The organism is Flavobacterium alkalisoli, from assembly GCF_008000935.1.
GTDB classification, from domain to species: domain Bacteria; phylum Bacteroidota; class Bacteroidia; order Flavobacteriales; family Flavobacteriaceae; genus Flavobacterium; species Flavobacterium alkalisoli.
This window is the reverse complement of sequence record NZ_CP042831.1, coordinates 1,515,305-1,538,228: the sequence shown is the minus strand read 5'-3', so window position 1 is coordinate 1,538,228 and position 22,924 is coordinate 1,515,305. Positions and strand designations below refer to the sequence as shown.

Here is a 22,924-nt window from a genome sequence, read left to right as displayed (position 1 = left end):
TGTGCGCGCATTGTAAAATAGTTTTTTTGACCATTTCTACAACAAATAATGCTCAGTTTATACTAAAAAACACCTTGCTTTGTAGTACATTTTTTATAAAATTACAACCAAAACGTCAGATTAGCTAACGGATAGCCATATTTTAATTAAAAAATAACTTCTTATGAAACAATATTTTACACAAAAAAGCCCCTTTATAGTACCCACAAACGACGGTAAATTAATAGAAGAACATTTCGGCAAAGCTTCTAACGGAGATAACAATGTTTCTATTGCCCATATGGTAGCCCCGCCACACTGGAGCGAGCCGTTTCAAACCCCGGAATTTGATGAATACACCTATATAATAAAAGGCAGGAAACAGTTTATTATAAATGATGAGAAGATTATACTGGAAATCGGCCAGTCTATAAAAATTATGAAGGGCGCAAGGGTGCAGTATTCTAACCCCTTTGAGGAACCTTGTGAGTATATAGCGGTATGCCTACCTGCTTTTACTATAGAAGCAGCTAACAGGGAAGAATAAAAAAAGCTGCTTAACTAAGCAGCTCTATTATTTTTTGTTCCACTTCGGGACTATTCCATTTTTCTTCTATGCCATCTATTTGCATTATTTCATCCATAATGGCTTTTTGCTGATCTCCTATCGCTAACGCTTCAGAGTATGGCCTGTAACTAAACGTTACCCTACTATATAAAGGAAGCCATTTATCAGGATGTTTGGCAGAGAACCATTTCTCAATTTTCTTTTGCAACAGGAATTTAGCATCTGCCGTTTTGGAGCTCATCTCCATAAAGTTACGGTAAGACAGTTCTGCTATAGCATCTGCATTAGGCTTACGACTTATCTCATACTCCTTAAATATAGTATCCCAATCGTCACCATATTGCCCCATTAACTGATTAAGAATAGTAATATCCTCAAAACCGGCATTCATACCATGACCGTAAAAAGGAACGATAGCATGACAGGCATCACCTATAAGGGCTACCTTATCACTATATGTCCACGGATAACACTTCATAGTCACCAGTGTACTGGTAGGGTTTTTAAAGAAATCTGCAACCAGATCAGGAATAACATCTATAGTTGAAGGAAAATAAGTAGCAAAGAATTTTTCCAGGCTATCCTTATCCTTTAATGCTTCAAAAGAATTCTCACCTTCAAACGGCATAAACAACGTACATGTAAAACTACCGTCAAGATTAGGCAGTGCTATAAGCATGAAATCGTTTCTTGGCCAGATGTGAAGTGAATTTTTATCCAGTTTATGGGTACCGTCTTCGTTTGCCGGAATATTAAGTTCCTTATAACCCGTATTTAAAAATTCCTGAGAATAATTAAACATGCTTTGTCTTTGCATCCTGTGGCGTACTCTTGAAAAAGCACCATCAGCACCAAACACCTTATCATATTTTAGCTCATTCCATTCACCTCTTTCAGTATCTCCCGCATGAAGTGTGGCATCTGCCAGTGTTACGTCCCAAATTTTTGTTTCAAAAAAGAACTCTACCCCTTCGGCTTCCGCCAGCGAAACCATCTTTCTGTTAAGAAGTCCGCGTGAAAGCGAGTAGATACTTTCGCCATCCTTACCATAATACTGAAAAGCCAACGGCTCGCCAACAATATGAATGGCTCTTTTATCCATAGGAATAGCAATTTGCCTTATCTCATCCCCTAACCCTACTTCATCAAGTGCCCTCCAGCCCCTGTGTGACATTGCAAGATTTATGGAACGTCCTGAAAACTGAATAGTCCTGATATCCGGGCTGCGGTCGTACACGTGTACGGTATGCCCTGCTCTTTTTAGGTATATTGCCAAAAGTGATCCTACTAAACCGGAACCTACTACAGCAATTTTTAAGGGAGTTTGCATGTAAAATAATCTAAAACACTGCAAAAATACTCAATTAATAAAACAAGCCTCTGTTTTTCAGCATTTATTTCACTATCAGAATTTTATTAAGAAAACTTTTGCACCTAAAGGATTCTTAATTAATTAACACACCCGCATCATAATGCTTAATTTTAACTCACTAACTATAAAAAACTTAAGTTATGAGAGATTTAATCTGGTTAATTGTCGTAATCCTGGTTATAGGATGGCTGGTAGGATTTTTTGGATTTAGAGAATCGGTAGGTGGTTTAATACATATATTATTAGTATTAGCCATTATAGGAGTTCTTTACAGGCTTGCAACAGGCAGAAGGCCTTAAAAGCTTTACATTACAGCATAAAAAAAGCCCCGCATTAGTGCAGGGCTTTTTTTTATATATAAGAAACTTTATTAAAACTTAATTACATTCCCGGTTTGCATGCCGTTGTTTTTTGCCAAAACACCACACATATGAAAAAGCATTCTTGCCCCTACGTTACCATCCCAGTCGTCACCTTCTTCACCCGGAGCTACCTCTACAAGATCGAAACCTATAATTTCTTTTCCGCTTTCTGCAAGCCTGCTAAATAAATAGGCCGCCTGCTCAAACGAGAAACCTCCCGGAACCGGAGTACCTGTATTAGGACAATACCACGGGTACATACCATCTATATCAAAACTGATACAAACTTTTTGTGGCAACTGTGCTATAATAGCATCACATTGCTGTTTCCAGGTTATACCTTCAAAAGTTTCAGCTTTAAGGTCGCGGTCTGTATAAATTTTTACACGGCTACCTTCAGCTTCGGCTACTTCAACTTCCTGTTGGCAAAAATCACGGATACCTACCTGAACGATTTTTGTTATTTGCGGTAACTTAAGTGCATTGTACATTATAGATGCATGCGAATAAGTAAAACCTTCATAAGCAACACGAAGATCCATATGTGCATCTAGGTGAAGCAAACCAAAATTATCATATTTAGAAGCTAAAGCCTCATAATAACCAAGCGGGGTACTATGATCTCCTCCTAAAAGAACAACCTTCTTACCCTGCTCCATCCAGTACTGTATTCTTGCTTTTACCTCATTTTTAAATTCATGGCAAATAGCATTAATCTCATCAAGATTAGCTTTCAGGGTAGTGTCATCCTCAATATTTTCTCCGCCTTCCAGAGCCTCTATAATAGGTTGGGCAAGGTTTTTATATTTTCTGCTCTTATCAGCCCATTCTTCCGTCTGGCTGTTTTGATCAAGGTAAATTCCCAGCTTCCAAAGCTCAGGAAATTCCTGATGATGCAGGTCTACCTGAAATGAAGCTTCCATTATAGCATCTGGACCTTCTGAAGCTCCTGCACCATAACTCACTGTAACTTCCCATGGAGCGGGCACTATAATAATCTCGCTCTCTTCTGCTGTGAAAGGCAAACCAAAGATACTGGCATCAGACAGTCCCGGTTGGCTTGGGTCGAACCCTGCTATTTTTTGTTCTTTTGTCATTTCCTTATTTTCTGTGTGAAAGGATTCCTTCTTTTAAAATCTGTCCAAACTCATACATATCTTCATATGAGCAGTATAATGGCACCGGCGCTAACCTGATTACATTTGGCTCTCTCCAGTCGGTAATTACACCGTTTTTCATTAAGTAATCAAATAATTGTCTTCCTTCACCGTGAAGATAAACCGAAATCTGGCTCGCTCTTTCTTTAGGATCAGCCGGAGTAATAACCTCAAAATTACCGTTGATTTCCTTATCAATTTCATGAAGGATAAACTCCAAGTAAGAAGTTATACAGTCTCTTTTTTGAATAAGCGCAGGCATACCTACCTCATCAAACATCTCTACCGACGCTAAGTATGGTGCAAGCGATAATATAGGCAAGCAGCTTACCTGCCATCCGTGTGCACCACGAACAGGATCAAACTGAGGTTCCATTAAAAATCTTCTTTCTTTATTATGACCCCACCATCCTGCAAAACGAGGAAGATCTAAATCATTATGGTGCATTTCGTGAACAAAAGCACCCGATGCGTTACCCGGCCCTGAGTTCATATACTTATAGCTACACCATGCAGCAAAGTCTACATTCCAGTTATGTAATTCCAGATGAATGTTACCTGCAGCATGCGCCAAATCCCATCCCACATAAGCTCCGGCTTCCTGACCTGCTTTTGTAATGGTTTCCATATCAAACACCTGACCCGTATAATAGTTTACCCCTCCTATTAAAACAAGTGCAAGTTCATCGCCCACTTCTTTAATAGTATTAAGGACATCTTCTTTTCTTATATTGTGTTCTCCCGGACGTCTCCTGATTTCTACAATAGCGTCTTCAGGCTCAAAACCATGGAATTTAACCTGGCTCTTTATCATGTATTGATCGCTTGGAAAAGCTTTCTCCTCACAAATAATTTTGTATCTTTTTTGTGTAGGCTGGTAAAACGTTACCATAAGCAGGTGAAGGTTTACCGTAAGAGTATTCATAACCGTTACTTCACTTGGCAATGCACCTACAATTTTACTTAACGGAGCAGAAAAACGTTCATGATAATCCCACCAGGGCTTATCGGCATAAAAGTGACCTTCTACAGCCAGCTTTGCCCAATCGTCCATTACCTCATCAACATAAGCTTTTGTTCGTTTTGGCTGTAACCCAAGTGAGTTACCCGTAAAGTAAATTACCTGCTTGCCGTTTACATGAGGAAAAATAAATTCGTCCCTGTATTTTGCAAGTTTATCTTTGGCATCCATCTGCCTTGCGAAATCGCGTGTATTTTGAAACTCCATCTTTATTTGTTTGTTGCGCCGTAAAATTACATAATTAATAAAAAACCTTAAAACAAAAAATCCTGCCGTTAATGACAGGATTCATTTTTTATCATTTTACTAATTAAAGTATTAGCATTGCATCTCCGTAAGTATAGAATCTGTATTCTTCCTTAACAGCCTCCTCATAAGCTTTCTTCATAAGATCATGACCCATAAAAGCACTAATCATCATTAGAAGCGTAGATTTTGGTGTGTGGAAGTTAGTAATCATGCAATCGGCTACACTAAAATCATAAGGAGGGAAAATAAATTTATTTGTCCAGCCTACATAAGGGTTTAGCGTTTTTTGTGAAGATACCGAACTCTCCATAGCTCTCATGGTAGTTGTACCCACTGCACAAACTTTCTTCTTGTTTACTTTTGCCTTGTTTACAATATCACAAGCTTCCTGAGTTATCATAAGCTCCTCAGAGTCCATTTTGTGTTTAGAAAGATCTTCTACCTCTACCGGATTAAATGTACCTAAACCTACGTGAAGAGTAATTTCTGCAAAGTCGATACCTTTTATCTCCAGTCTTTTTAATAAGTGCTTAGAGAAGTGAAGTCCGGCAGTTGGAGCTGCAACAGCACCTTCCTCCTTAGCGTATATAGTTTGGTAACGCTCTGCATCCTCAGGAACAACTTCCCTGTTTATGTATTTAGGTATTGGTGTTTCTCCAAGTTCAGTAAGCTTAGCCCTAAACTCCTCATAAGAACCGTCATATAAAAATCTAAGAGTCCTACCTCTTGATGTAGTGTTATCAATAACCTCTGCTACAAGAGAATCATCATCACCAAAGTAAAGTTTGTTACCTATCCTTATTTTTCTTGCAGGATCTACAAGTACATCCCAAAGACGCTGCTCTGAATTAAGCTCCCTTAAAAGGAATACCTCAATTCTTGCACCTGTTTTCTCTTTATTACCATAAAGGCGGGCAGGGAAAACCTTAGTATTGTTAAGCACCATTACATCTCCTTCATCAAAATATTCAAGAATATCTTTAAACAACCTGTGCTCTATAGTTTTTGTTTTTCTGTTTACCACCATTAAACGGGATTCATCCCTGTTTTCAGCAGGAAATTCAGCCAGTAGTTCTTTTGGCAGATTGAAATTGAAGTTTGATAATTTCATCTTTGTATTTTTAATTGGATGCAAATATACTACCGCAAAACAGGGGTTGTCAAGTATTTTGGGATATATTTATTTTTTAATTACCGTAACGCCCGCTATTAAAGCGTTTCAACAATAAAACCTATTTTTTTAAAGTCGTCCCAAAAGGCAGGATAGGATTTAGAAACAACCTGAGCATCGTTAATTACAATAGGCACTTTTATAGCCAAAGGCGCAAAAGCCATTGCCATTCTGTGATCGTTATAGGTATCTATAGCCACATTATGATTTATTTGCAGCACACGCTGTAACTCAAGTGAATCTTCTGTTATAATAACACCAGCTCCCAACTTTGTAAGTTCTACCCTTAATGCTTGAAGCCTGTCTGTTTCTTTAATCTTAAGCGTGTGCAAACCTGTGAGCCTACAGCCAATTCCCAAACCTAAACAGGTTACAGCTATAGTTTGGGCAATATCAGGGGTATTGTTCAAATCAAGATTAACCACTTTAGGCCTTAAACTTGTTTTACGCAATACAATACTATCATTACTGAAAGTAGTTTCTACACCAAGAAACTTATATATATCTATAAGGGCACTATCCCCCTGAAGACTCCCTTGCCTATATGATGAAAGTTCTATTTGAGAACCTTCTTCCGCCAAAGCGATTAATGAATAAAAGTAAGAAGCACTGCTCCAGTCACTCTCCACAACAACCTTTACCGGGTTCATCTCACGAAGCGGACTAACCTTAATAACATTACCTGTCATTTGAGCATCAATTCCTACCTCAGCTAAAAGCCCTAAGGTCATATTAATATAGGGCAGGGATGTTATTTTACCCTGTAGGGTAATTTCAATTCCGTTTTTTAATTTTGGGACTACAAGTAACAATGCTGTTATATATTGGCTACTAACATCTGCCTTTAGCGAAACCTTATTATTTGTTATTTCAAACTTACCTATTCTTAATGGAGGATACCCCTCTTTTTCAGCATACTCTATTTTAGCTCCCAGTTCTCTAAGTGCATCAACCAAAATACCGATGGGGCGTTCCTTCATTCTTGAAGAACCTGTAAGGAGTATCTCCCTGTTACCATGAACAGCAAAAAATGCCGTAAGAAAACGCATGGCTGTACCTGCATGATGAACATCAATAACACTTTCAGTACTATGGAGTGCCTTTATCATCGCATCAGCATCATCCGACTCAGAAATGTTTTCAACTTCTATCAGAGGGTATAATGCCTGTAGTAACAAAAGCCTGTTGGTTTCTGACTTGCTTCCGGTAATTTGTATTGACGAAGAAAGCATCCTTGAGGATGCTTTTAACTTAAGATTCATTATCTAATGAGTATTACTTTTCTTTTTAAACCACTTTCCTTCCCTGATTTTAGAAAGAATGAACATTTCACACAATGTCATACTCAGGGTAAAGCTAATCATAAAACGCCATTTGTTTTGAAAGTCATCCCAACCATCTATAAACACCAGCAATACGGCTAACGGAAAATAAATGATTATCCCTCCTATAAAATGTGCAATCTTACTCTTCATAATCTGAATATTAGCTTCTCAAAAATAAGCAAATTACTTCAGTTTCTCGTTATTATGATGGCGATCGTGATCACGCTTGGTTTTCAGGTCCATCTTCTTATCAAATGCAGCCTGTAGATCAACCCCCGTTTGGTTAGCCAGGCAAAGCACTACAAATACCACATCTGCCAGTTCTTCGCCAAGATCTTTACTTTTATCACTCTCCTTTTCACTTTGCTCCCCATATCGGCGCGCAATAATCCTTGCTACCTCACCTACCTCTTCGGTAAGCTGTGCCATATTGGTAAGTTCGTTAAAATAACGCACTCCGTGTTCCTTAATCCAGTTATCTACCTCAAGCTGTGCATTCTTTATATCCATCTTTTATTTCTTTTTAAGTACAATTTTTTCTGACTGCTTGCTAACAATATTAGCAGTATACTCTTTAAGGCTGTTGTAATATTCTGCACCAACACTGGAGTAATTAACGCTATTGACTACGACAACCTGTATAAGGTTTTCTTCCTGGGCTATATTAAAAGTGAAAGTAGCAATATTATCTACCATTGCAAAACGTGCAGCCTTTGGCAGCGATTCTACCTCATAGCCTTCAGGAATTGTAAGTACAAAAGTAAACCTTCCTGTTGAAGGATATGCAATCTTTTTTCTTCCTTAAACGGATTTTCAGTCTCAGCATAAAACAAAAGCGGCGAAACATAAATTTTATCTCCAATTACCTCGGCACCTTTAGCTGTAAAACTGAAATTAACCTCAGTTTCTTTAGCATCTTTAAACTCAAAATCACTTATTTCAACATTCCCTCTTTTCTTTTCTGCCTGCTCTATATGCTGTTCTTCATTAATATCAGCATATTTTTCTCTATATCTTATGGCATTATAGTCGTAATACCTGTTACTGGTTTTACCTGTTACGATACCGTCTGTATTTATTTGAGCTGTAAGATAAACGCTTTCTCTTGAGTTAACGGTTGGATTAAGCTTCACTTCTTTGTCGGTTTTATCTTCCCTTAAAAGCCTGCCATAACCGTTCAAATCATTAACAGGTAACAATCCGGGTTCAGCATATTTACTAGTGGCATCCAGCAATACTACTTCATCGCCAAACTCTACCCCGGCAATTACATAATTAAATGCATAAACACTAATATATGAAGCAATGCCATTGTCTCTGGTACTTATAATTACCGGACTCGCCTTTAGGCCCGCATATTTTAACATTGCGGTAAGCATAAGGTTTATTTCACCCGAATTACCCGAACGTTCATCATAGGCCTTTTTAACGCTCTCCCAACTTGTCAAACCATATCTGCCTGACCAGGACATTCTGTTTTTAACATAGTTGAAAACAGTTTCCATTTTTTTTCTGTCATCGGTAACACCAGATAAAAGAGCGTCTATGTCGGTTTTAAAATACGCTGTCTTTTTAAGCTCGTCACCAAAATCATCTTCCATATACAACACCTTGGCTACCGACTCCCAATTTGAGGCAAATTTTGTAACCTTATCATTCATATCCCTCGTTTCGGAAAGCTCATGCTTTACAAAAAGCAGGTAATTATCAATATTATCTATATAGGCTTCGGTTTTAAAGGCAGGCAAATCTTTTACCACATACTCCTGAGCAATCTCATGCAAAGTGATTTTAGCGTGCCTGTCTATTATAGTACGCTTAACAATATCGGTTTTTTCCTCTATGGGGTAATACGAATTAATTATACGGTTGTAGGAAAAGAACTGAGGAATATTCAGGTTATATTGAACATAATTTACAGGAATTTTATCCTGAAAAAACCAGTCTTCAAGATTATAAATATAAGGCGACTTAACAATATACTTATACTCAATTACTGAACCTTCCTTTACGTTAGGAAGCATTATCTTTTTCTGTCTTCTGGTCTTGCTTAGCTCTTCTGTAAATTCTTCATCTTTGTTTAAAGATGTTTTTTGTATTTCACCATTAACAAGATTGTAAGTAGCAGCCTCCTTAAAAGTAACCGACTCCCCACTTACCCTTTTATAATAATAGGGTACAGCAACGTTAGCCCAATCGTACCCCTCCTTACTATAGATCTTAACCCTTACCTCTACTTCAGTAAAAATAACCCACCTTTCATTATCTATGTCAAAATAGGTTTTCCCTTTTTTATATAAAACAGCGGCTTTTGCAGAAGGGTCAAGCGGATGTACTTTTTCCTCAAGTTCTTCTTTTGATACTTTACCTAACTTAAAATCACCTGCAAAAACAGTACAGGCAAAACTCATTAACAGTAAAGTGAAAATATTTTTCATCCTCTATTTTTTTACCAGCACTATTTTCTCAGATTGTTTTTTAACTATATCGCCATAAATATCCTTTAGCGTAGTATAATATTCAGGATTAAATCGTGCAAAAGACAAATCTTCCTGGGCTATAATCTGTAACTGATTGTTCTGATTTACCGTAGCGGTAAACTTAAAAGAAACATAATCATCCTGAGTAGCATACAAAACAGATTCAGGTATAGATTCTACAACATATCCTTCCGGAATCGTAAAGGTTATAATATATCTTTCATTTTGAGGGTAAATAAAATCTATAGGAAGCTTTCTTTCGGTCTCATTAAAAGGGTTTTGAGTCACACTAAAACCTAATAAAGGAGATATATAAATCTTATTACCTGCCACATCTGTACTTGTCTTAAAATCAAAACTTTCAGAAACCGGCTTTGCAGCATCATTTAAATCGTTAAGCTCATAATTACTCAGCTCCACGGCAAGACTATTTTCATACCTCTGGATTTTTGCCTCATCATTAATACCATTATACATCTCCCTAAGGGCTAAAGCATTGTAATCATAATTCTGAATTTTACATTTACCCATTACTGTACCATCTGTATTAACCTCACCAATAATCACAACATTTTTTCTTGATTTCTGCTCAGGCAACAGGCTTATCTCTTTTGAAGTAAGATTTTCCTTAATCATCCTGCCAAAAAGGTTAAGATCCCTTACGGGAAGTATATTTTGTGTTGCATATTTACTGGTAGCATCAAGAAGTATTGTTTTGTTTTGAATTTCTACACCTGCTATAACATAATTAAACTCATCTCTGTTCACAAAAGCCACATGGCCTTTATCTCTTGTACTTAACAATACCGGATTAGCCTTTAAACCTGCATATCTTAACATGGAAATAAGCATAAGGTTAATATCGGCCACATTTCCCGACCTGCTTTCATAGGCTTTCTTCACTCCCTTTTTACACGTATAACCATACTCACCATCCCATGCCATCCTGTTTTTCACATATTCAAAAACCAAGGTTGTAATTTCTTCACGGTTAATTTTACCTTCTAAAATTGAATTAAGGTCTTTTTGATAGTAGTCGCTTTTATCTATTTCTTCCCCAAAACTCTCTTCATTATAAATAAGTGCCGCAACACTATCCCAGTCGTATGCATATTTTTTTTCTTCAGAGTCCGGATACTGAACACTCGCCAGTTCATGTTTAATAAAAGACTTATAATTATTTATATTATCAATAAAAGCTTCCGTTTTTAGTGCAGGAACATTTTCTGCCTCATAGGTATATACATTTTCATAAAACCCTACCTGTCCGCTTTCAGAACGCAAAGTAGAACTGGAAACCCCATAAGGGCCTTTTTTAGCTACATGACTATACTGTCTTACTACCTGTCTGGTTTCCTTACCTTCTTTTAGCTCTATATACGGGCTTTTTACCCTGTTATATATAAAGTAATGCGGAACTGCAAATTCCACTTCAATATGCTTTACCGGAATTGAATACTGAAAATACCAGTCTGGAAGGCTTGAAAGGTATGGTGATTTCTTAATATACCTGTATTCTATAACAGAACCTTCCTTTACATTAGGAAATGTTATTTTTTTAGTACGCCATTTTTTATTGGTCTGTTCTGTAAAAAGCCCGTCATCTTCTACTTTGGTTTTTTGTATCTCTCCGTCAACAATGTTATACACTGCTGCATCAGAAAATTTCACATCCTCCCAGTCGGCCGCATAATCATAATACGGAATTTCTACGTTCGCATAATTATACCCTTCTTTAGTATAAACTTTTAGCCTTACAAGTACATCAGTAACAATTACCCATTTACCCTGACTATTAAAATCAAAATAAATTTTACCTTCCTTATTCAATATGGAAGCCGCAACTGAGGGGTCTCCCTGATATTGAGTTTCTTTAAGCTCCTTTTCAGAAACTTTTCCAGGTTTATAATTTTGGGCAAATAGTACACCCGACAGCAATAATGTTACTACTAAAGAAATCTTTTTCATATTATATTTTCTTACTTAAAACAATTTTTTCGGTTTGCTTTTCTACCATTTTCTGGTAAAAATCTTTAATTACGGTATAGTAATCCTGCGGAATGTTAGAATAATTAATTTCTGTTGTGGCAATAAGCTGTATCTGTTTTTCATTTGCCTGAATAGAAAACTTAAACGAACCTATATTCTGCTCCATTCCCAATGCCAATGATTCTGGAATTGACTCTACCACATAACCCTCAGGAATACTTAACGTTATCATATACCTGTCCTGTCTTGGGTATACAAAATCTATAGGGTATTCTCTTTTCTCCTGTTTAAAAGGATTTTCTGTTTCAGCAAAGAACAATAAAGGATGTACATATATTTTATCCCCTATGATGTCTGAAATATTGTTATGCACAAAATTAAACTCCTCTACTACCGGCTTGTTTAAATCATCATTAGTTACCGAATAATTTTCTATTTCAATACCGTCATACCTTTTTTCAAGTTTCTCCAGATAACTATCCAGATTTGAATTAGAATGAGATTCTCTAAAGATAAAGGCATTGTAGTCAAAGTACTGATCTCTTGCCTTACCCGAAACTTTACCTTCTTCGTCAATAGCAGCTATTATGGTAATTAACTCTTTTGAATTTGATTGCGGGAACATACTTATTTCTAAAGAACTTCCGTCTTTTCTTATCAACCTGCCGTTCCAGTTTAATGATCGAACAGGTAATATATTTGGCAATGCAGATTTAGATGTTGCATCAAGCAACACTATTTCATTTCCAACCTGCACCGCCGCTATAACATAATTAAAAGCAGATCTGGTAGGGAAAAGTGCAATTTTACTGGATCTTGTTGTAACCAACACCGGATTTGCTTCTAATCCGGCATAATTGAGCATTGAAACAAGCATAAGGTTTATTTCGGCAACATTACCCGTCTTGTTTTTATAGGCCTGTTTAACTCCGTCATGACACGTATAGCCATAATAGCTATTCCAGTTCATTCTGTTTTTAACATAACTAAATATTACCCCTATCTTTTTTTCCTGAGTATCTGCACCGGAAAGAAGCGCATTCAAATCGTCTTCATAATACCCGGTCCTTTTTATCTCACCACCAAAATCATCATAATTGTATATTGTTTTGGCTAAATCTTCCCATGAGTGTGAATATGATTTTACCGTTTCTCCGGGATATTGGGTTATGGCAAGTTCATGCTCAATACTACTTGTATAATTATCTATATTATTTACATAATACTCATCCTTAAGTGCAGGAACATTTTCCATAACATAAGTGGCAACCTTTTCTGAGTAATCTATTTGCCCATTAGAAAACTGAGTACCCCTGCCTGTCCTTTCCTTCTCAACATAAGTAATCCTTTTATTCGCAGCAGAATTAGATACTTTAGGAGCTAAATACCCCCTAAAATTGGGTTTATATGTAAAGTATTCAGGAATTCTGGTTGTGTACTCCGAGTAATTTACCGGTATAGGCTCCTGAAACCTCCATTCAGGAAAAAGACTTATAAAAGGAGACCTTACCGTATAGCGATATTCTACAATACTGCCTTCCTTAACATCGGGCATCATAATTTTTCTCTGCTTATAAAATTTGTTTACCTGCTCTGTAAACTCACCCTCTTTTTTAAGCTTGGTCTTTACTACTTTACCGTCTGCAAGATTATAGGTAACAGCCTTATTTACATCAACCGTTTCATCTCCGTTATCAGAACTGTAATAACTAATGATCTTATTAGCCCAGTCATATCCGTCTTTATTGTATATTTTAATTTTTGTATCAACCTCAGTAACAATCATGAAACCACTACTTGCACTGTAATCCATATAAGTGGTTCCTTTTGAAAAAAGTATTGCTGCGGATGCCGAGGGATCTGTAGGATGACTTTTTTGTTCCAGTTCTTCTTTTGTTACTTCTCCCAATTCATATTTTTGGGCGTGTGCTGCAAAACCTGTCACTAACAGGAATGCGATAAGGTTAAAAATTTTCATGGTTGGTTAATTTGGTTGTGGTATTTATTTTTTAAGCAATACTACTTTAGCATTATCGTTACGGGCTATTTTTTCTCTAAACTGTCTGTATAAATCATAATCAGATTTTTCATAAAGACCCTTATTTAAAGAAAATGTCCTTTTATAAACAAGGGTATTATCATCCTTCAATTCTAAAACTGATGTATATTCTCCAAACTTTTCTTTTATCTCAACAGCGTTTGGCAAGGCCTCAATAGTATATCCTTCAGGAAGGGTAATTACTATCTCATCGCTGTCTAAAAAGCCTCGTTCTATCTCAAACGGATTATGCCTGTTCCTGTATCGTTGCGGCACATAAGTACTCATGTTAAAAGCGTTGATAACAAACATCATCCTGTTTCCGCTCACACTTCCGTAACTCTCTGCCTCAAGCTCTATTGTTTCGGTAAGCTCAGGCTTTTCACGATTGTTGGCAAACTCGGTCTTATTAAGTTTTAGATTATTAATGTTATTAAAGTATCGTGATTTATACAATTTATCCAAATCATCTTTAGATCTGGTTTCATACATATACTTATCATCATATTGTGTTCCTTTAGAAACCCTTGTTAACTCACCTGTAATCTTACCATTATCAAGTAAAGTATAACTCCCTTTTACATACTGGGTATTTTCTTCTTTTTTATAAATATGGGTTCTTACAAGCTCACCTTTTTCGGGTGTAATTATAAGTGCCATCCTGTCGTCCGTAAAATCACCCTGAAATCCAAAAGGAGCAATCTGGCTGGTACATTCCAGCCAAACCAGTTCATCGTTATTAGGTATTGCGAGTACCATATGGTTACCCTGCATACACACAAAGTCATCAGAAATATCACGTTTTCTCCTGTCTCCGTAAATAATCGCACAGTAAGAATCCACACCTACAGCCTTTAATAATGATCTTGTATAATTAGAAAGTGCTTTACAGTCGCCATACCCTAATCTGTCAACATCTTTTGCCAGCATAGGTTTCCATCCGCCTATACCTAACTGTATGCTTACATAGCGGGTTTTATCCTGTACATATTTATAAACTACTCTTGCTTTCTTTATAGGATCGGTCTCATCACCTATTAATGTTTTTATTTTAGCAACGGTTTCCTCAGGCACCTCATCTGTACCTGTAAGCAGTGTATTGTAATACCAGTTACCAAAAGAAGCCCAGTCGCTTGCCTCTCCGTCAACACCTTCTAAGTGAAATTTTGTTAAGGAGAACATTACCTTAGGCATAATCTTTTTATACGGACTATATTCTTCTGATTTTATGGCAGGAACATTCTCGCAGCTTAGCTTCAACATTCCTTCAGACTCTTCTTTTTTTAATGTAATATCATCAAAATTATAATCCTTATACCTAAACCCAAGTTCCGGAGCATATTGTATATTGAATTCGGATTTCTCCACACTCATGTACAAATCTGACACAGGCATCCAAGGGGTTATAAAGGCAGTATTGGCTGTTTGTACCTCACTCTCAAAAACTATGGTAAAAGGATATTGTACGGGAGTGTAAGAAAGATATAAAGCTTTTGTATCGGTTATTCCCGCTCCCTGTGATACAGCCGACATTTTGAAATCTTTTTTCCTGATTTTCTTAACCTCAGCCCCAAAAGCATTATAAATAACAGCCTCTATAGACTTTATTTTTCTGGTTTCGTCAAAATACTCATAGGTATCAACATCATCAAAACCGGTCTCGTTAAAAACTGTCACGATTTTTTTGCTGGTAATGGTCATCGACTTACGCGAATCGATAACAACATCTGTTTTGCTTAGGCGCACAACGGCATTAGCATGTTCTTTTAGATTATCCGGAATCCCGGAAATAGAAAGGTTTTCCTGTGCAAAAACCGATAACTGTATGAACAGCAGAAGTAAAGGTGTGTATTTTCTTAAAAACATTTTGTTAAAATCTTTTAGCCAAAAATAGCCGTTTTTAACAAAAATGAAAATTATTCCTTGTTTTTTGTGTCAATTAAAATTGTTACGGGCCCGTCATTTATTAAAGCTACTTTCATATCGGCACCAAATTCACCTGTTTGAACAGGCTTTCCTGTCTCATTTTTAAGGCATTGAACAAAACTTTCATATAACGAAACTGCAACATCAGGTTTTGCAGCTTTTATATAAGAAGGGCGATTCCCTTTTTTTGTTGCAGCATGAAGTGTAAACTGACTCACCACAATAATATCGCCATTAACATCGGTAACACTCAGATTCATCACACCATCCTCATCACCAAAAATCCTTAGTTTGGAAATCTTGGCACAAAGCCAGTCGACATCTTCTTTTGTGTCGGCATCTTCTATACCTATCAAAATTAAAAGTCCCTGTTTTATATCAGCTGTCTTCTTACCTCCTATGGTTACCGAAGCTTCACTGACTCTCTGTATTACTGCCCTCATTAATCTTCGTTATCATTATTACGACCATCGCCATAAATATCTGTCCTGTAGTTTTCGTCTTCACCTTCCAGCATCTGTATATAGCTTTTATAACGCGACCAGGCAATTTCATCATTTTCCAGTGCTTCCTTCACGGCACAAAACGGTTCGTTTTTATGCAGGCAGTTATTAAACTTACATTGGTCTTTAAGTTCAAAAAACTCAGGAAAATAATCGCCAAGCTCATCTTTTGCCATATCCACTACACCAAACCCTCTTATTCCCGGAGTATCAATGATTTTAGCCCCAAAATCAAGATCAAACATCTCGGCAAAAGTAGTGGTATGCTGTCCCTGGCTATGCTGTTCGGAAATTTCTTTGGTCTTTAGGTTTAATGAAGGCTGTAATTTATTGATAAGGGTAGATTTCCCGACACCCGAGTGCCCCGAAAACATGCTTATTTTATCCTTCATCATCTCTTTAAGCTCTTCTATGCCTTTATCCTCAACGGCCGAAACCCTTAAGCATTTATAACCTATCGAGCTGTATATGTACTGAAGGTACAACTGTTCATCCAGCGACTCTTCATTAAAAGTATCTATCTTATTAAAAACAATAACCGCTTCAATACCGTAGGCCTCGGCAGTTACTAAAAAACGGTCTATAAAACTGGTAGTGGTAACAGGGTTGTTTATTGTTACCAGCAGGAATAACGCATCTATATTAGAAGCAATAATATGAACCTGCTTAGACAGGTTTACCGATTTGCGGATAATATAGTTTTTACGCTCTTGTATATTATTAATGGTACCTGTAGTATCGTCCGAAGTCTCATCAAGTTCAAAATCCACCACATCACCTACTGCCACGGGGTTAGTACTCTTAATTCCCTGAATACGGAATTTACCCTTTATACGGCATTCATAAAAATCACCTTCTTCGGTTTTTACCGTATACCAGCTACCGGTAGATTTATAAACAAGTCCTGTCATTCGGCAAAGATAATTATTTTAAACCCATGAGTTTTGCTATTCTTCCTTATTAATAACGTTTTGCTGATGATTGATGCTTTCCTGGTGAATTGCCCTGAAAAGCTGTAGTATGAATTCCTCACCCAGACTTTCTTCCTTTCCTCCTGCCTTCATTTTTTCAAGAATGGATTTCCAACGGCGGTTTTGAAGTATGGCTACGTTATTTTCTTTTTTAATAACGCCTATCTCATCGGCAATACGCATACGGTTACCTAATATTTCTATCAGTTTGGTATCATATTCGTCAATACGAAGCCTTAGTTTTTCCAGCTTATCATTAAAGGCATCTCCTTCTACCGATTTATGGCGTACCACAAGATTCTTTAATATCTGCTTAAGCGTATCGGGTGTTACCTGCTGTGCAGCATCGCTCCATGCCTTATCCGGATTATTATGGGTTTCAATCATCAACCCGTCATAATTAAGATCAAGTGCCTGTTGCGACACCTGTTGTATCATATCCCGCTTACCAGTTATGTGTGAAGGATCGCAGATAATGGGCAGGTTCGGAAACCTTTCATGAAGTTCTATGGCAAGCTGCCATTCCGGTATGTTCCTGTATTTGGTTTTCTCATAGGTAGAGAACCCCCTGTGTATTACGCCCAGTTTTTCAATCCCGGCATTGTAAAGTCTTTCAACTCCGCCTATCCAAAGGGCCAAATCAGGGTTCACAGGATTTTTTACCAAAACAATCTTATCGGTACCCGCAAGGGCATCGGCAATTTCCTGAACCGCAAAAGGGTTAACGGTGGTGCGCGCACCTATCCAAAGTACATCTATATCATGTTCCAAAGCCAGTTGTACATGGTGGGCATTTGCCACCTCAACCGCCATAAGCATTCCGGTTTCTTCCTTAGCCTTTTGCAGCCATTTAAGCCCTATGGCACCTACACCTTCAAAACCTCCAGGCCTGGTGCGTGGCTTCCATATCCCGGCACGGTATATTGTAACGTCCGATTGTTTTAACTGTTTTGCAATATCCAGCACCTGCTCCTCAGTTTCTGCACTGCAGGGGCCTGCTATAACTAACGGGTGCGAAAGATTAAAATCTTCCAGCCACCTTCTAACTTCAATATTGTTTTCCATTTTTTGCATCCGGATACAAATTTAATGCATTTACACGTTATAAATACCAAGTATATAAGGGTTAAACAAGCGCATGGCACAATTTCATAAAATTAACAGGTTATATACCCAACATTTATTTTTCTTAGTACTTTTGTTCAAAATCACAACATATGTCAATCGAGGTTAAGGATATTTCTAAAAGCTATGGCGAACAAAAAGCGCTTAATGCTGTTTCATTTTCAGTAAAAAAAGGAGAGATTGTTGGTTTTTTAGGACCTAACGGTGCCGGAAAATCTACATTAATGAAGATACTTACCACTTACCTTATTGCAGATGAAGGCAGCGCTTCTGTTAACGGGCATGATGTAAACAACGACCAGAAAGCAGTACAGAAATCTGTTGGTTACTTACCGGAGCACAATCCGCTGTACCTTGATTTGTATGTTAGGGAATACCTGGCTTTTAATGCAGATGTATATAAGGTATCCAAATCCAGAATTGACGAAGTAATACTACTTACAGGGCTTACCCCTGAGGCACATAAAAAAATAGGAGCACTTTCTAAAGGTTACCGCCAGCGTGTTGGGCTTGCTACTGCCCTGCTTCATGACCCTGAAGTACTTATTCTTGATGAACCAACCACAGGACTTGACCCCAATCAGCTTGTGGAGATACGTGACCTTATTAAAAACATAGGTAAAGACAAAACCGTATTCCTGTCTACTCACATCATGCAGGAAGTAGAGGCTATATGTGACAGGGTTATTATTATTAATAACGGAGAGATTGTTACAGATAAAAACCTCAACAACCTGGTAAAAGATACCAATCAGGTTATTGAGGTTGAATTTGATATTGCTGTTAATGAACCGCTATTGCAAAGCCTTCCAAATTTGGTAAATGCCAAAAACGTACAGGGACACATATGGGAACTTACGTTCGGTACGGATAAAGATATGCGCCCTGTAATTTTTGACTTTGCACAAAATAACGGCATTAAGACGTTACAGTTAAGCCTTAAAAACAGAAACCTTGAGTCTGTTTTCAGGGAAATGACCAAGAAGTAAGCCTAAAAGACTTCCTTGCCAATAGCCTTAATATTATCTGACTTGCCCATAGAATAGTAATGCAGTACCGGTATGCCGGCTGCTACCAGTTCCTTACTTTGGGCAATACACCATTCTATACCTATTTGCCTAACGGCATCGTTGTCTTTTGCTTTAACTATTTCCATAATAAGTTCATCCGGCAGGTCTACCTTAAAACGGTGCGGTATCTGGTTAAGCTGTTTTTTTGTTGATAGCGGCTTAAGTCCCGGTATAATAGGCACAGTAATTCCTTCTTTTCTGCACTTGGCTACAAAATCAAAGAATTTCTTATTATCAAAAAACATCTGGGTCACTATATAAGAGGCTCCGTTCTTTATCTTTTGTTTCAGGAAATAAATATCGCTGTCAAGGCTTGGGGCTTCCATGTGTTTTTCAGGATAGCCTGCCACACCAATACAAAAATCTGTTGCCGATGTATTTAGTAAATCATCATCCAGGTAAATCCCCTTATTAAGGTTTACAATCTGTGTTACCAGTTCGCTGGCATACTCATTTCCTTCCTTTTCGGGCTTAAAATATATTTCACTCTTTACGGCATCTCCCCTTAAGGCAACAACATTCTCTATCCCCAGGAAATCAAGATCTATTAAAAAGTTCTCGGTATCCTCTTTGGTAAAGCCACCACAAAGTATATGCGGAATAGCATCTACCCCATACTTGTTTTGTATAGCCGAACAGATACCTACAGTACCCGGACGCTTTTTTACCACTTTCTTTTCCAGCAGTCCGCTGGGCAACTCCTTAAAAGTATATTCTTCCCTATGGTAAGTCACATCTATAAAAGGCGGCTTAAACTCCATTAACGGGTCTATACTGTCAAAAATAGACTGTATGTTTTGCCCCTTTAGCGGAGGCAGTATCTCAAAAGAGAAAAGTGTTTTTCCGTTTGCATTTTCTATATGCTCAGTTACTTTCATCTAATCTGCAATATTTGGGTTAAGCCATTTTACGGCTTCATCAATACTTATATTTCTTCTTTTGGCATAATCCTCAACCTGATCCTGTTTTATTTTCCCAAGTCCGAAGTACTTACTTTCAGGATTACCGAAGTAATATCCTGATACCGATGATGCCGGCCACATGGCAAGGCTTTCGGTTAAGGTTACACCTGTTTTATTTTCAACATCCAGCAGCTGCCAGATTGTGTTTTTCTCTAAATGGTCAGGACAAGCCGGATAACCCGGTGCCGGACGTATACCTTTATATTCTTCTTTTATAAGTGCCTCATTGCTCAGGTCCTCATTAGCGGCATACCCCCAAAAATCCTTTCTTACCTTTTCATGCAGATATTCTGCAAAGGCTTCCGCAAAACGATCACCCAGAGCTTTTACCATTATCGAGTTATAATCGTCATGATTTTTTTCAAACGCTGCAGCTTTTTCATCCACACCAAAACCTGTGGTTACACAAAAGGCTCCCATATAATCGGTTTTACCTGCTTCTTTCGGACAAACAAAATCGGCTAAAGCTATATTTGGCGCACCCTTTGTTTTTTGCGACTGCTGCCTTAGCGTAAGAAACGTTACCAGCTCGCTTCCGTTTTCATCATACACGGCTATATCGTCATCATTCACCTGATTGGCAGGGAATATACCGTATACTCCTTTGGCCTGCATCCAGTTTTCACTAACAATATCTGCCAGCATCTTTTGGGCATCCTCAAACAGGATCACCGCCTGCTCCCCTACTATTTCATCTTTTAGTATATCAGGGTATTTACCATGTAAATCCCACGTACGGAAAAACGGTGTCCAGTCTATATAAGGTTCCAGTTCTTTTAATGAAGGTGCTATAGTATGTATCCCGATAGCCTTAGGCTTATGGGCAATGTAATTACCCCAGTCCAACTGAAGCTTATTTGCCCTTGCACCGGCTATGGAAAGGAAATCCTTATCATGCGAACGGTTTAAATAACCCTCTCTAAGTTTATCATACTCTTTCCTTATTATTTTTGAATATTCGGTTTTTGTACCTGTATTAATAAGGTTACCCGCTACGGTTACTGCCCTTGAGGCATCGTTAACATGTACAACGGTTTCCCTATACTCAGGCGCAATCTTTACCGCAGTATGTGCCCTCGATGTGGTAGCCCCGCCTATCATAATTGGGATACTGATGTTAAGCTTATCAAGTTCTTTTGCCAGATATACCATTTCGTCAAGCGAAGGTGTTATCAGCCCGCTAAGCCCTATAATATCTACCTGTTCCTTTATGGCGGTTTCGATAATTCTTTCGGGCGGAACCATAACCCCAAGATCTATAATCTCAAAATTGTTGCATCCCAGCACTACCGATACTATATTCTTACCTATATCGTGCACATCTCCTTTTACTGTGGCCATTAACACCTTACCAGCCGAGGTTCCTTTACCTTTACCCTCTTCAATATAAGGTAACAGATAGGCCACTGCTTTTTTCATTACACGTGCCGATTTTACTACCTGCGGTAAAAACATCTTACCACTCCCAAACAGGTCGCCCACTACATTCATACCAGCCATAAGATTTATCTCGATAACCTCAATAGGCTTAACTGCACTTAGACGTGCTTCCTCAACATCTGCTTCTATAAATTCGTCAACTCCTTTTACCAGAGCATGTGTTATTCTTTCCTGTAACGGAAGTGCACGCCATTCCTGCAGCTGCTTTTCTACAGATTTCACATCTCCTTTTACATTATCAGCAAAAGCCAATAATCTTTCGGTAGCATCATCACGGCGGTCTAAAAGCACATCTTCAACATGCTCCAGCAGGTCTTTATCTATTTCATCATACACCTCAAGCATTTCCGGGTTAACAATACCCATATCCATACCATGCTGAATAGCATGATATAAAAATGCTGAGTGCATAGCTTCCCTTACTTTATCATTACCTCTAAAGGAGAACGATACGTTACTTACTCCTCCGCTCACGTGAGCATAAGGCAGGTTTTGCCTTATCCATTGGGCGGCCTTAAAAAAGTCAAGGGCATTTTTACGGTGTTCTTCCATACCGGTAGCTACCGGGAAAATATTCGGGTCGAAGATGATATCTTCCGGAGGGAAATTTACCTGATTAACCAGTATATCATAGGAACGCTTGCATATATCTATACGCCTTTGGTAGGTATCAGCCTGACCCACCTCATCAAAAGCCATTACAATTACCGCTGCCCCATAGCGTTTTACTTTTTTTGCATGCTCAATAAAAAGTGCTTCACCTTCTTTAAGGCTAATGGAGTTTACTACACTTTTTCCCTGAGTAACCTTAAGCCCTGCCTCTATAATTTCCCATTTGGAACTGTCTATCATAACAGGTACACGGGCAATATCCGGCTCAGATGCTATAAGGTTCAGGAAAGTAGTCATGGCATGTACACCATCAAGCATGCCCTCGTCCATATTAATATCAATAATCTGGGCACCGCCTTCCACCTGAGCACGCGCTACATCGAGTGCTTCCTCATACTTCTCCTCTTTTATAAGGCGCAAGAATTTTCGGGAACCTGTAACATTGGTACGTTCTCCCACATTAATAAAATTACTTTCGGGCGTTACGATTAACGGTTCCAGCCCCGATAGTTTTAGGTATCTAGCCCCCCCTGCCCCCGAAGGGGGAGCAGAAGAACCTGATAAAAATTCCTGATTATTTTCTATAAACTGACTCTTTTCCATA

The 22,924-nt window shown here is 38.1% G+C and carries 20 protein-coding genes; 3 read left to right on the top strand and 17 right to left on the bottom strand.

Annotated elements, in window-relative coordinates:
• The first annotated feature begins 163 nt into the window (after positions 1–163).
• Entirely contained in the window at positions 164–526 is a 363-nt protein-coding gene (locus tag FUA48_RS06790; RefSeq protein ID WP_147582841.1) for a cupin domain-containing protein, read from the top strand.
• A 10-nt stretch (positions 527–536) separates the two neighbouring features.
• Here the strand turns inward: FUA48_RS06790 and FUA48_RS06785 are convergent, their stop codons facing one another.
• Positions 537–1,877, bottom strand: a complete 1,341-nt coding sequence (locus FUA48_RS06785) for an FAD-dependent oxidoreductase (protein ID WP_147582840.1) — start codon at positions 1,875–1,877, stop codon at positions 537–539.
• 182 nt (positions 1,878–2,059) lie between these two features.
• Here FUA48_RS06785 and FUA48_RS06780 point away from each other — a divergent pair, with 182 nt between their 5' ends.
• Positions 2,060–2,218, top strand: a complete 159-nt coding sequence (locus tag FUA48_RS06780) for a lmo0937 family membrane protein (RefSeq protein ID WP_147582839.1) — start codon at positions 2,060–2,062, stop codon at positions 2,216–2,218.
• Positions 2,219–2,289: 71 nt separating this feature from the next.
• Here the strand turns inward: FUA48_RS06780 and FUA48_RS06775 are convergent, their stop codons facing one another.
• The 14 genes from FUA48_RS06775 to FUA48_RS06710 form a co-directional block, all read right to left on the bottom strand.
• A complete protein-coding gene (locus FUA48_RS06775; protein ID WP_147582838.1) occupies positions 2,290–3,378 on the bottom strand; it encodes an agmatinase family protein in 1,089 nt (362 codons plus the stop codon).
• 4 nt (positions 3,379–3,382) lie between these two features.
• Positions 3,383–4,666, bottom strand: coding sequence for a kynureninase (gene kynU / locus FUA48_RS06770; RefSeq protein WP_147582837.1), 1,284 nt, complete (start codon positions 4,664–4,666; stop codon positions 3,383–3,385).
• Between the two features lie 103 nt (positions 4,667–4,769).
• On the bottom strand, positions 4,770–5,819 hold the full coding sequence (gene queA / locus FUA48_RS06765; protein ID WP_129750911.1) for a tRNA preQ1(34) S-adenosylmethionine ribosyltransferase-isomerase QueA: 1,050 nt from the start codon (positions 5,817–5,819) through the stop codon (positions 4,770–4,772).
• Between the two features lie 98 nt (positions 5,820–5,917).
• Positions 5,918–7,141, bottom strand: coding sequence for a 3-phosphoshikimate 1-carboxyvinyltransferase (locus FUA48_RS06760; protein WP_147582836.1), 1,224 nt, complete (start codon positions 7,139–7,141; stop codon positions 5,918–5,920).
• Positions 7,142–7,144: 3 nt separating this feature from the next.
• On the bottom strand, positions 7,145–7,354 hold the full coding sequence (locus FUA48_RS06755; RefSeq protein ID WP_129750909.1) for a hypothetical protein: 210 nt from the start codon (positions 7,352–7,354) through the stop codon (positions 7,145–7,147).
• A 33-nt stretch (positions 7,355–7,387) separates the two neighbouring features.
• A complete protein-coding gene (locus FUA48_RS06750; RefSeq protein ID WP_129750908.1) occupies positions 7,388–7,714 on the bottom strand; it encodes a nucleotide pyrophosphohydrolase in 327 nt (108 codons plus the stop codon).
• A 3-nt stretch (positions 7,715–7,717) separates the two neighbouring features.
• Positions 7,718–7,900 carry a hypothetical protein gene (locus FUA48_RS06745; RefSeq protein ID WP_147582835.1) on the bottom strand — a complete coding sequence of 61 codons (183 nt, stop codon included), beginning with the start codon at positions 7,898–7,900 and terminating at the stop codon, positions 7,718–7,720.
• A gap of 29 nt (positions 7,901–7,929) precedes the next feature.
• On the bottom strand, positions 7,930–9,642 hold the full coding sequence (locus FUA48_RS06740) for a DUF3857 domain-containing protein (RefSeq protein ID WP_147582834.1): 1,713 nt from the start codon (positions 9,640–9,642) through the stop codon (positions 7,930–7,932).
• A 3-nt stretch (positions 9,643–9,645) separates the two neighbouring features.
• Complete coding sequence (locus FUA48_RS06735; RefSeq protein ID WP_147582833.1) at positions 9,646–11,652, bottom strand: DUF3857 domain-containing protein; 2,007 nt, start codon at positions 11,650–11,652, stop codon at positions 9,646–9,648.
• Position 11,653: 1 nt separating this feature from the next.
• On the bottom strand, positions 11,654–13,651 hold the full coding sequence (locus FUA48_RS06730; RefSeq protein WP_147582832.1) for a DUF3857 domain-containing protein: 1,998 nt from the start codon (positions 13,649–13,651) through the stop codon (positions 11,654–11,656).
• Between the two features lie 24 nt (positions 13,652–13,675).
• Positions 13,676–15,577 carry a DUF3857 domain-containing protein gene (locus tag FUA48_RS06725; RefSeq protein WP_147582831.1) on the bottom strand — a complete coding sequence of 634 codons (1,902 nt, stop codon included), beginning with the start codon at positions 15,575–15,577 and terminating at the stop codon, positions 13,676–13,678.
• A 50-nt stretch (positions 15,578–15,627) separates the two neighbouring features.
• Positions 15,628–16,080, bottom strand: coding sequence for a D-aminoacyl-tRNA deacylase (dtd, locus tag FUA48_RS06720; protein ID WP_147582830.1), 453 nt, complete (start codon positions 16,078–16,080; stop codon positions 15,628–15,630).
• Positions 16,080–17,051, bottom strand: coding sequence for a ribosome small subunit-dependent GTPase A (gene rsgA / locus FUA48_RS06715; RefSeq protein WP_147582829.1), 972 nt, complete (start codon positions 17,049–17,051; stop codon positions 16,080–16,082). The genes dtd and rsgA overlap by 1 nt, the downstream gene beginning before the upstream one ends.
• A 36-nt stretch (positions 17,052–17,087) precedes the next feature.
• Positions 17,088–18,176 (bottom strand): bifunctional 3-deoxy-7-phosphoheptulonate synthase/chorismate mutase type II, encoded by a 1,089-nt coding sequence (locus tag FUA48_RS06710; protein WP_147582828.1) that lies wholly within the window; start codon positions 18,174–18,176, stop codon positions 17,088–17,090.
• A gap of 152 nt (positions 18,177–18,328) precedes the next feature.
• Here FUA48_RS06710 and gldA point away from each other — a divergent pair, with 152 nt between their 5' ends.
• Positions 18,329–19,225 (top strand): gliding motility-associated ABC transporter ATP-binding subunit GldA, encoded by an 897-nt coding sequence (gldA, locus tag FUA48_RS06705; RefSeq protein WP_147582827.1) that lies wholly within the window; start codon positions 18,329–18,331, stop codon positions 19,223–19,225.
• Between the two features lie 2 nt (positions 19,226–19,227).
• Here the strand turns inward: gldA and metF are convergent, their stop codons facing one another.
• On the bottom strand, positions 19,228–20,184 hold the full coding sequence (metF, locus tag FUA48_RS06700) for a methylenetetrahydrofolate reductase [NAD(P)H] (RefSeq protein WP_147582826.1): 957 nt from the start codon (positions 20,182–20,184) through the stop codon (positions 19,228–19,230).
• A complete protein-coding gene (gene metH / locus FUA48_RS06695) occupies positions 20,185–22,923 on the bottom strand; it encodes a methionine synthase (RefSeq protein ID WP_147582825.1) in 2,739 nt (912 codons plus the stop codon).
• Position 22,924: the final 1 nt, after the last annotated feature.